Source organism: Streptomyces sp. NPDC006012, from assembly GCF_042871185.1.
Lineage (GTDB): Bacteria > Actinomycetota > Actinomycetes > Streptomycetales > Streptomycetaceae > Streptomyces.
In genome coordinates, this window is sequence record NZ_JBIAIE010000046.1 from 20159 (window position 1) to 32267 (window position 12109).

Annotated in this window: 4 protein-coding genes; 2 read left to right on the forward strand and 2 right to left on the reverse strand. The window is 70.3% G+C overall.

Annotation, left to right across the window (positions count from 1 at the left end):
* Positions 1-36: 36 nt before the first annotated feature.
* Positions 37-6969: a DEAD/DEAH box helicase gene (locus tag ACFYPJ_RS37870; RefSeq protein WP_389026491.1), complete on the forward strand. Its 6933-nt coding sequence runs from the start codon at positions 37-39 to the stop codon at positions 6967-6969.
* Entirely contained in the window at positions 6966-9236 is a 2271-nt protein-coding gene (locus ACFYPJ_RS37875) for a UvrD-helicase domain-containing protein (RefSeq protein ID WP_389026493.1), read from the forward strand. The genes ACFYPJ_RS37870 and ACFYPJ_RS37875 overlap by 4 nt, the downstream gene beginning before the upstream one ends.
* Before the next feature lie 17 nt (positions 9237-9253).
* Here ACFYPJ_RS37875 and ACFYPJ_RS37880 read toward each other — a convergent pair whose 3' ends face one another.
* Positions 9254-10141, reverse strand: a complete 888-nt coding sequence (locus ACFYPJ_RS37880; protein ID WP_389026495.1) for an IS3 family transposase — start codon at positions 10139-10141, stop codon at positions 9254-9256.
* A gap of 117 nt (positions 10142-10258) precedes the next feature.
* A complete protein-coding gene (ltrA, locus tag ACFYPJ_RS37885; RefSeq protein WP_389026497.1) occupies positions 10259-11512 on the reverse strand; it encodes a group II intron reverse transcriptase/maturase in 1254 nt (417 codons plus the stop codon).
* Between the last annotated feature and the right edge of the window lie 597 nt (positions 11513-12109).

Here is a 12109-nt window from a genome sequence, read left to right on the forward strand (position 1 = left end):
GATCACCAGGGCACCGGCATCGCAAGGGGGACCGTCGTGAAGCCCACCATGGCCGCCGCGCAGCTCCGCGGCAGTCTGACGCAGTACCTCACGACGACGTACGCCCTCGCCGACGAGACCACGCGCGGCGCCCTCGAACGCTTCCTCGGGCACCCCGAGACCGGCATCTTCCGCGGGCCCTACCTGCGGATCCGGACACCGTTCCATGTCGCCGACGACGGCTGGCAGCGCGACCTGGAGTGGTCGGCGGGATTCCCCGGGTTCGCCCCGTGGCGGCACCAGGCGAAGGCGTGGGCCCGGCTGTCCACGCTGCACGGACCCGCCCGGCCGACCCTGGTGACCACCGGCACCGGCTCCGGCAAGACCGAGTCCTTCCTGATCCCCGTTCTGGACCACTGCCGCCGTCGGAAAGCCGAGGGCGTGCGCGGGATCAAGGCGGTGCTGCTCTACCCCATGAACGCGCTCGCCACCGACCAGGCGGGACGCATCGCCGATTACCTGGCGCGTCCGGAGCTGGCCCAGGTCACGGCGGGCCTGTACATCGGCGACCGGCCCGACACGGACTTCCGGCGGGTGATGACACGGCGTGAGGAGATGCGCCTCTCGCCGCCCGATGTGCTGATCACCAACTACAAGATGCTCGACCTGCTGCTCCAGCGCGGCGAGGACCGGGCTCTGTGGGAGGGCGCCGAGCCCGCGTACGTCGTGCTGGACGAGTTCCACACGTACGACGGCGCGCAGGGCACCGACGTGGCGATGCTGCTGCGCAGGCTCGCCGCCGCCACCGGCGCGGCCCGGCCGGGCCGCCCCCTGGGGTCGATCTGCCCGGTGGCGACCTCGGCGACCCTCGGCGAGGGAGCGCCCGCGAAGGAGGCCGGGGGCATCCTCGACGTGGCGGCCAGGGTGTTCGGGATGCCGTTCGCGGCTGACGCGGTCATCGGCGAGGAACGGATGACCGCCGAGGAGTTCACCGGCGCCGTCGACTACGAACTGCCCGAGCCGCCGACCCCGCAGGAGGTCGTCGCGGTGTCCGGCGGACCGGACGTCGAGGCCCGGCCCGACCTGCTGGACCTGGACGCGCTCGCCACCCTGCTGCTGGACCGGTCCGGCCTGGACGCCTTCCGCGTCGGACGGCTGCTGAAGCGGCACGACTTCACCCTCGGCGTCCTGTCGCTCCTGGACGGCGAACCGCTGGACGAGTGGACACTGCGGGACCGGCTGGGCCGATTCGGCTACTCCTGGGGCCGCACCGCGCGCGAGAACCCCCGGCTGGCGCTCCAGGCGCTGTCCCGGTTCGTGGCGCTGCTGTCCGCCGCCCGCGACCCGGACTCCGACGAACGCAGGCCCCGGCCGCTGCTGCACATCGAGGCGCACCTGTGGGTGCGGCCCGTGACACGCGTGCTGCGCGGAGTGGGACCGACCCCCGAGTTCCGCTGGTACGAGGACGACCGGACCGCGGCGCGCCGGGCCGCGCTCAACGCCGCGCCGTCCGGCGAGGAGGATTCCGACGCCTCCTCCGGGAGCATGCCGTCGTATTCGTCCAGCCGCCGCCCGGAGCCCCTGCCCGGCTCCGACACCGCGCCGCGCCCCGCCCAGGTGCACCTTCCGGCCGTGTACTGCCGCAACTGCGGTCGCTCCGGATGGGCCGCCCTGTCCCCCGAGGCCGACCCGCAGCAGCTCGTGACCGCGCAGGACCGCATCTGGCGGGCCGGCGTCGGCCGGGACAAGCGGCGGCTGCGCTACTTCATCGCCGCCACCCCCGGCGAGCGACGGCGGACGCTCGACGCGCTGAGCGGCGCCCGGCCCTCGGACGGCGGCGTGGACCCGCTGTCCGTCGTCGTCCTGGACGGCGGGCGGGGCACCTACCGGCTGCCCACCACCGCGGACGACGGGGAGCTGGTCGACGCCTGGTTCGCGCTGGCCGTGCTCGACCGCAAGAGCGCCGACAAGGCCGCGAAGGACGACCGGTGCCCGGCCTGCCAGACCGACAACAGCATCCGCTTCCTCGGTACCGCCCAGGCGGCCCTCGCCTCGGCGGCGGTCACCCAGCTGTTCACCGGCGGCGACATCGCGCTCGTCCCCGAGGAACGCAAGACGCTGCTGTTCAACGACTCCACGCAGGACGCCGCGCACCGGGCGGGATACGTCGCGAACGCCTCGTACAAGTTCTCACTGCGCTCGCTGCTCGCGCACAACCTGGACGAATCAGGGGCTCCGACCGCGCTCAACGACCTGATCGGCTTCGTCCTGGAATCGGTGGACGACCCCGAGGCGCTGGCCGCCGTGGTGCCTCCCGACCTGCACGACGAACCGGGAGTCGACCGGCTGCTGTCCGGCCGGGGCACGGGCGACGCGCGGACCTGGCGGCTGATCGGGGAGCGTCTGGCCTTCGCGACGGTCATGGAGTTCGGGCTGCGCAGCCGCATGGGCCGCACCCTGGAACTGACCCGGACCGCGGCGGCCGAGGTGATGCTGGCCGACCCCGACGGCGTCACCGACCTGGCACGGGACGTGCACCTGGCGCTGCCCGGCCAGTTGCTGGCCGTGGGCGGGCTGCCCACCCCCGAACGCTACCTCGCCTATGTCCGGGGCCTGCTGGAACGGCTGCGGCTGCGCGGCGCGGTGCGCCACCACTGGCTCGACACCTGGATCAGGGAAGCCGGCACCAACCGCTTTCTCATCTCCGGGCGCAGACCCGACGGCATGCCTGCCTTCCCCGAGGGCGTCGCTCCGCCGCGGTTCCTGCTCGACGGGCAGAAGGACGGATCCGAGTTCGACGCGGTCACCGGCCGGCTCGGGTGGTACCAGGACTGGACCCGCAGATGCCTGGACCTGGACGCCGCCGGGGCGACCGAGTACCTGCGCCGGCTGCTGCCCCACCTCGCCGACGCGGGTGTCCTGTCGACGCGGACCACCCGCGACCGGCAGACCCGGGTGTACGGGATCCAGCCGGGTCACATCCAGGTCCGCCTGCTCGACGATGCCGTCGTCAACAAGGCCTTCGTCGCCTGCGAGGACTGCGGCTGGCAGCAGGTCGTCGTCCCCGAGCGGCGCACCCGCTGGTACGGCCATCCCTGCCCCCGCTACCGGTGCAGGGGACGGCTCACCGCGCCGCAGCGCGACATGTCCTACGCCGGGGCCGAAGGCATCCGCCCCGACAGGCCCGTGCGGGAGCGGGACTACCGGCGGGACTACTACCGTCGCCTCTACCTGACGGGCGGCACGTTCCGCGTGGTGACGGCCGAGCACACCGGCATGCTCACCCGTCCTGAACGCGAGCGCGTGGAGCGCGCCTTCAAGGCGGGCACGCACTACACCGACCCCAACGTCCTGTCGTGCACCCCGACCCTGGAACTCGGCATCGACATCGGCGACCTGTCGGCCGTCCTGCTCGGCTCGCTGCCCGCCGGACCGGCCAACTACGTACAGCGGGCCGGGCGGGCCGGACGACGCACGGGCAACGCGCTGGTGGTCGCGTTCGGCGGACGCAGGGCGCGCGACCTGTACTACCTGGACGAGCCGCGGGAGATGATCGCCGGGACCATCCTGCCGCCGGGCTGCTATCTGTCAGCCGTGGAGATCCTGCGCCGCCAGTACACCGCCCGGCTTCTTGACCTGGCGGCCCGCGGGGAACTGCGGACCTCGGACGGCGAGACCCTGGCACCCGTGCCCCGGCTGTCGTCCGCCCTTTTCGGCACCAGCGGATGGTGCCAGGATCTCGCGGACGCCGCGCAGACACACGGGGCGCGCCTGGTGGAGGAATTCCTCGCGCTGTTCCCCGCCGACGGCGGCCAGGACACCGATACGGAAGGCGTCTCCGAGCACGCGGCGGACGAACTGCGCGCCTACGCGACCGGTGGAATCGTCCGGGTGCTCCAGGAGGCCGAGGAGGACTGGACCGGCCGGCGCGAGGAGGTGCGCCGCAGAATCGCGGCGATCGACGAGGCGGCCGGGCAGCTGGCCCGCTCCGACGACTCACAGGACCGGGAGCGGCGCGAGCTGCTGGCCGAGCGCCGTGCCGCCGGGGACCTGCTGCGGGAACTGAGCCAGTCCGCCGCGCACGCCACGCTGGTCGACCTCGGGCTGCTGCCGAACTACAGCCTCACGGACACCACCACCCTGCTGGAAGCAACGCTGTACTGGTCGGAGACCCCCGACGAGGAGGACACACCGCAGGAGGAGGGAGCCCGGCCGCACGGTGCCAAGGTGTACCGCAGTGAGACCCGGGACTACGAACGGTCCAGCGCGCTCGCCCTGACCGAACTCGCCCCCGGCAACAGCTTCTACGTCAAAGGTTACCGGCACGTGGTGCGCGCCCTCGACATCGGCGGTCCCGACCGGCGCGCCTGGTCGGTGTGGCGGCTCTGTCCCGCCTGCGGTTACGTGCGGACCGAGAACGCCGAGCGTGACACGACGCCGTGCCCGCGCTGCCGTGGCCGGGAGATCGCTGACGCGGGCTGCGTCCAGTACGTCCTGCGCCCCCGGCGGGTGCTGTCCCGCGACAAGCGCGAGGACGCCAGGGTGCGCGACGACCGGGACGAACGCGACCGCAGGCACTACGCGACCCTCACCACCGTCGACATCGACCCCGGCCGCCTCGTTCCCGGATCCTGGCGGCACGACGAGGCCGTTTTCGGCGTGGACTTCACCCGCCACGCCGTGATCCGGACCCTGAACCTCGGTCTCGACCGCGAGGACGGCAGCAGCACGGTGCCTCTCGCCGGGGAGGACGTCCGCCTCAATCCGTTCTACGTCTGCACCTCGTGCGGCGGCGCGACCGCGGACGGCAGACCGGTGGTGGACGTTCCCCAGCACGCGCTCACCGAATCGGGGGCGACGAGTGCCCCGGCTTCCGCGCACCATCTGCTGTGGTGTCCGCGCCGCCGGGTCCGCGGCGCCGCGGCGGGCACGGCCGGAGCGCGGGGAGCGGGCCAGGACGTACCCCTGCTGCTGGCCCACGAACTGACCACCGAGGCCGTCCGCATCCTGCTGCCCGCCTCGGTGGCCCGCGTCAAGGAGCGTCTCGCGTCGTTCACCGCCGCCCTGTTCGCGGGGATCGCCGCCCGCTACGGCGGCGATCCCGACCACATCGACATCGCCGAGGCGACCATGCCGGACAACGCGGGCGACCCGGAGGCCGACTGGCCCCGGCGCTTCCTGGTCGTGTACGACCGGCTGCCCGGCGGCACCGGATACCTGCACCGGCTGGCCTCCTCGGACGGCTTCCGGGAAGTCCTGCTCAGGGCACGCGACGTCATCGAGCACTGCCCGTGCCGGGAGAAGGGCCTGGACGGCTGCCACCAGTGCCTGCTGCGCCGGGTGCCGGCCTCCGACTACGACAAGGTCAGCCGCAACGAGGTCCGGCAGATGCTGGACGAGCTGCTCGGTGCCGACGGAGAACGCTGGCGCACCTCACGGGTGACGACCACCCAGGACATCCCGCTCCAGCGGCAGGCCGAGAGCGACCTTGAAGTCCTGTTCGTCGAAACGCTGCGGGACTGGGCGAAGCTGCCGGAATCGAAGGCCACGGCGAACGCCTACACCACCTCGGCCGGCACCTATGCCCTGGACCTCAGGCTCACGGCACCGGACGGGTCCACCGTCAGCTGGCGTGTCTCCCAGCAGCGCGCGCTGGAGGACACCCGGCCCGACATACTCCTGGAGCGGCTGGACTCCCCCGGTCCCCGCGTCGCCCTGTACCTCGACGGCTACGCGTACCACGCCACCCGCGAACACGACCGGCTCGCGGACGACGCCAGGAAGCGCACCAGGCTCCGCGCCGAGGGGCTGCGGGTGTTCCAACTGACCTACCACGACGTGACCGCATGGCGCCGCCGGATCAACGACCCCGGATACACCGGGACCGACACGGACACCTCCGTCTGGACGCCCTACGGCACCACCGGACAGCAACGCGCCCGCGACTACTACGACCGGGTGGGCCGCGGGCTGCCCGGCGAACTGGCCGGGACGATGTGGATCAACCCGGCGCGGACGCTCCTGGCCTACCTGCGCTCGCCGGGTCCCGAACGCTGGCGGCGGCGGGCCGAGGCGGTGGCCGCGGGCATGAGCGGGGCGGACGGGACCCGCGGTGCCGCCCTCACCGGCGCCGAGGCCGCGACCGGTATCAGGGAGGCGCTGCGCGGGGGCGCACCCGCCGGGACCACAGGGCCGGTGCGGGTGCTGTACGGCTGCGACGCGTCGGGCTGCCGCCTGGTGCTGGCCGCCGACGGCAGACGGACCCCACCCGTGTGGACTGGTCTGGCCGTCCTCGACGACGGGGGCGCGGCCCTGGAGGAGGGGCCGGCACACAAGCGGCGCTGGCGTGCCTGGCTCTGGTGGGGCAATGTGCTGCAGTTCCTGGAACACGGCGGCGGTGACAGCGCGCAGCTGACGTCGAGCATGATCGACGGCTTCCGTCCCGAGGTTCTCGCCGTGACCGGCGGAGAGGGCTGGCTGACGTCCATGCGTGTCCCGGTCGACCGGGCCGAGCAGGAGCCCTCCGCCGTGGGAGTGGCCGCCGTGTCGGCCGTCCCCGCCGACATCGGGGACGAGACGGCCGCACGGGAGACGGAGGTGGCCGAGCAGCCCGGCGGCACGGGACCCGGACGAGATCCCCGCTGGGACCGGGTCATCGAGTTGCTGGACCCGGAGGAGCCGGAACTCACCACGCTCGCGCGCACGCTGGCATCGGCGGCGGTGCCGGTCCCCCGGGACGGCTACGAACTGGACGGTCAGGGCTGGCAGGCCGAACTCGCCTGGCCGGACGTCCGGATCTGCGTGGTCAGGGCTCCTCGCCCGACCGGCGACGAGCCGGACTACGAGGCCGAGGACCAGAAGCACGCCTTCGCGGCGGCCGGCTGGACGGTCCGCACGGCGGACGAGTGGGACGGCACGGAACTGATCGCCCGGCTCGACGGCCGGGACCGGAACGAGAACAGCACCAAAGACGGGGAGCCGAAGCGATGACCACCTCCGGCGTCACACTGCGCCTGCTCGACAGAGCCGACAAGGAGATCCTCAAGCTGCCCCGCACGGTCAAGGGCGCCTTCTTCGACTTCCAGCACAAGTTCAGGACCAACCCGCACACCACGGGTCTCAAGCTCCAGCAGCTCAAGGGCGAGAACCGCCTCTGGTCGGCACGCGTCAACGACGACTACCGGGCCCTGCTGCTGCGGCTCGCGGACGACGACTGGCTGATCGTCTCCGTCAAGCACCGCAAGGACGTCTACAACCGGCTCTCGTACGGCGTCAACCAGGTCACCGGCGGCATCGAGTACGTCGATCTGGAGGTCGTGGAGGACAGCGTCCTGGGCAGGCTGCCCGGCGCGACCGCTCAGACGCAGCCCACTCCCGAATCACCACCGTCGGCGCCCTTCCCGGAACCGCTGTTCACCGCCTGGTCCGACCGTCAGCTGACCGAACTCGGTGTCGCGGAACCCCTGTTGCCCGTCATCCGTACGCTCACGACGGAGGACCAGCTGCTCGGGCTCGTCGAGTACGCGCCGCAGCTGACCGGCGAGGTGCTGATCGCGCTGTTCGACGGCGCGTCGTACGAGGACGTACTCGACCAGGTGACCAGGCCGGTGGCAGCCACCGAGCCGGTCGACCCGGACGACCTCGCGGCAGCCGCCGAGCGGCCGGCGACGGTCGTCACCACCACGGACGAGGACCTCCGCGGAGCGCTGGAGAGCGGTGACTTCGGCCGGTGGAAGAGCTTCCTGCACCCCACGCAGGCCAAGCTCGTCGAGCGCCGCTACAGCGGCCCGGCCAGGGTCGGGGGCGGGCCCGGCACAGGCAAGACCGTCGTCGCGCTGCACCGGGTGCGCCACCTCGTCCGGCAGCTCTCCCCCGGGAACGACAAGCCAGTCCTCCTCACCACCTTCAACAAGAACCTCGCCGCGGACCTGCGCTCCCGGCTGCTGGAGCTGGGCGGTGACGAACTGCTCAGCCGGGTCGAGGTGAGTCACGTCGACCAGCTGGCACTGCGTGTCGTCCGCGAGGCCGAACCCGGCAACGGCAAGCAGGCCATCGACGACGGACAGGCCGTACGCGAGTGGCGCGCGCTGCTCGACGAACTGGGCGAGGACACCTGGGACCCGGAGTTCCTGCACGAGGAGTGGACCCAGGTCATCCTCGGCCAGGCCGTCGGCAGCCGCACCGACTACTTCCGGGCCCGGCGGGCCGGGCGCGGCAAGAGCATCGGCCGCGCCGAGCGGGCCGAGATCTGGCAGCTCGCCGAACGCTTCACCCAGCGGCTCGACCGGCTCGGACGGCAGACCTGGGACCAGATCGCGGAGCGCGCGGCACGCCTGGAGATGGGCCGCGAACAACGCATCCGGAACATCGCACGGCAGCGGGAGGAAGCGGGTGGCCTCGACAACGTCCACCTCCAGGACGGCTCCGGTGGCTGGCTGCGCCACCGCTACCGCCACATCGTGGTGGACGAGGCCCAGGACCTGCGCCCCGCCCACTGGAAGATGCTGCGCGCCATGGCCCCCCGCACGTCGGACGACCTGTTCCTCGTGGGCGACACCCACCAGCGCATCTACAAGAACCAGGTGACGCTCGGCAGTCTGGGCGTCAACATCCGCGGCCGGTCCGCGAAGCTGACCCTCAGCTACCGCACCACGCGGCAGATCCTGCGCTCGGCCCTCGGAGTCCTGGGCGAGACGACGTACGACGATCTCGACGGCGGCGCGGAGACCCTCGCCGGTTACCGGTCCGTGCTCAACGGCGGGCTCCCCGCCGGGCACGCCTTCCCGGACTGGGACGCCGAGCGGGAGGGCGTGGCCGCTCTGATCACAGGGTGGGACGCGGACACGGACACGACTGTCCCGCACGAGCAGATCGCGGTGTGCGTCCCGACCAACCAGATGGCGACCGAGATGGGGTACACGCTGAAGCTGCACGGCATCGACGCGGTGGAGATCCGCTCCGACGGACCGAACGGCTCCGCCGGCGTGCACATCGGCACGATGTTCCGGTTCAAGGGGCTGGAGTACCAGCGGATGATCATCGCAGGCGTGGCCGACGGGCTCGTCCCGCGTGAGGACGTGAGCCGACTGCGTGACCGCGAACCCACCCGCTACCGGCAGGAGATCCAGCGGGCGAGGTCCCTGCTCTTCGTGGCCGCGACCCGGGCCCGCGACAGCGTGGACGTCTTCTGGCACGGTAAACCCAGCCCGTTCCTCGACAGCTCGTGGGTGGAGACGGAGCATGAAGTTTCCCCGTGATCTCGGACACGTGATCGTTATGCCGCGAGGGCGGGCTGGTGCCGCTGCCTGGTCTCGGTCGGGGTGAGGTAGCCGAAAGTTCGGTGCTTGCGCAGGCGGCGGCGGTTGTAGAAGGTCTCGATGAAGGAGAAGACCTCGGCGCGGGCGGTGGCCCGGTCGGGCCAGATGCGGGTGCCGATCTCCTCCTTGAGCAGGGCCCAGAAGCTCTCCGCGGCAGCGTTGTCGAAGCATGATCCGATGCGTCCGCAGCTCTGCCGCAGTCCCAACATCCCTATTCGGTCCCGGAACTGGGCTGACGTGTATTCACTGCCGCGATCGCTGTGGATCACGCAGCCGGGCTCCAGTCCGCCCCGGCCGTGGGCCATGTCGAGGGCGTCGACGACGAGTTCGGCGCGGTGGTGGTCGGCCATGGCGTAGCCGACGACCTCGCGGGTGGCCAGGTCCAGCCAGCAGGCGAGGTAGAGCCAGCCTTCGGCGGTTGGCAGGCAGGTGATCTCGCCGACCAGTCTGGTCCCGGGCCGCTCGGCGTGGAAGTCGCGGCCGATCAGGTCCGGGGCCGGCTTCGCCTTCGCGTCCGGCCGGGTCAGCGAACGCCTCTTGCGCCGGGTGACACCGCGGATGCCGCGCTCACGCATCACACGGGCGATGCGCTTGCGGTTCACCCGCCGGCCCAGGCGGCGCAGTTCGGCGTGGATGCGCGGGACACCGTAGGTGTGGCGGGAGGCGATGTGCACCGCGGTGATCTCGTGCGCGAGCGCGTCGTCGGCGGCCTGCCGCTCGCGGCGGGCGGCCTCGCCCTCGCACCATGCGTAGTAGGAGGAGCGGGCCACGTTCAGCACCCGGCACAGCAGGACGACCGGGTACGTCGCCTTCTCCGCATGGATCAACCGGTACAGCTCGCTCACCGGTCGTTCTCCTTCACGAAGAAGGCAGTCGGTCGGGTGGCCCGGGGGAATTTCACCCCCGGGCTCCCACAGATCCCGGCGTGACAGTCTCCCGTCACCGGGCTCCTATTATCCTGGTCACCAGATCGAGTGGACCCATTTCCAGTGGGCGAAGAAGAGCGGATACGCAGTGGTGACCTGCTTCCATCGCCGGTGGAATTTCTTGAAGGTCTTCAGCCGTCGATACTTCTTGCGGACCCAGCGCATCAGGTAGTAGTTGATGCGCTTGAGGAGGGGATACAACTCGGTGCGATAGAAGGCACCGTAGTACTGCATCCAGCCGCGGATGATGGGATTGAGCCATCGCGCGAACTCGCCGAGGGTGTAGCCGATGTGCATGTGGAGCCGCCAGGAGCGGACTTCTGTGCTCATCTTCTTCAGGGCGTCCTTGCTGGGAGCCGGAAGGAAGGATGTGAAGATCTTCCCGTTCCGGTCTCGTGCTGGACGGCGCTGGAACGTGAATCCGAGGAAGGTGAACGACGTTGCCGCGACACCGTCGTGGCGTCCCCCTCTTCCGCAGTACACGATCCGGGTCTTGGCCGGGTGCAGTTGCAGGCCGACCTCTTCCATCCTGTTCCCGATCGCCGTCAGGACCTCACGAGCCCGGCGTTCGGAGTCGCAGTGCACGACTGCATCATCCGCATAGCGTTCGAACTGGACGTCCGGGAAATTCCAGGAGAGCCACAAATCGAATGCGTGGTGCAGAAACAGGTTCGCCAACACGGGAGAAACCGCCGATCCCTGTGGGGTTCCGCGGTCTCTCTGCCGCAAGCTACCGTCGGGAAGTTGCAGTGGAGCGGCAAGCCACCGCTTCACATACAACACGACCCATGCGGCATCGGTATGGGTTTCCACCGCCTTGATGACGAGGTCCCAGCGGACGCTGTCGAAGAATTTGGAGACATCGAGGTCGACGGCCCACTTCTTCTTCCAGCACCGCCGCCGGCACGCTTCGACCGCGTTCAGAGCCGACCTGCCTGGCCGGTAGCCGTAGGAGTCCGGATGGAACACCGGTTCCACCCGCTTCTCCAGATGAGCGGCCACCACCGTCTGGGCGATTCTGTCCGCGACTGTAGGCACACCGAGCAAACGGACCCCACCGTCATGCGGCTTCGGGATTTCCACGCCTTTCACCGGAGGGGGAAAGTAGCTTCCCGAAGACATCCGATTCCAGATCTTATAGAGATTCCCCTTCAGATCCTTCTCGAACTCCTCGATCGTGCAGCCATCCACCCCCGGAGCACCCTGATTGGCCTTAACCTTCAGGTACGCCTCCCAGACCTCCGTCTTTGGTATCTCGAACGACTTGATCTGTGACTTCAGCTCGCCCACGCAGCTCCTCCCAGGGAATTCCTGGTTGACCGAACAAACGAACCACGGACAATCCGGTCCCTTCGCTCCGCTCCCACCGCGCCCAGCAGAAGGTTCACCGCTACTACGAACCGGTCCGCCAACACACTCCGCATCGGTACTCAGTTCCTCACGGGTTGTCCGCTTGGAAGGCTCCCTTTCACAACACTGCGCGAAGAGCGCGGGGTTGAGGCATCGAAGTGTGTCTTCCCACGTTCCGCACGAAAGCAGCAGACCAGATTCACGTCGCCTCCACGCCGGGCACCATCTGGCCAGTAAACGGGTTTCCGCCAGACTCATCCCGGGCCAAAAAGTAACACCCGGTTCTGATGCCATTTCATCAATAACGACGCGTCAACAGCGATCCCCTATAAGGGGACTGCGCTCCGTCTCCCTGATCCCCACCTGACGCCTCACGGACGCCTTTTCCACAGTCGCTCACCACGGTCGCGTCACCGCTCCCGCAGCATGTGACGGTTTGAAGCCCCCGTTATGTTCTTCGCGGTCCTGCAAGAGGGCCGCTGGCCTCCGGGCCCGGCATGACTGTGTCCCCCTGTCGAAGGCATGACCTGGGGGGTG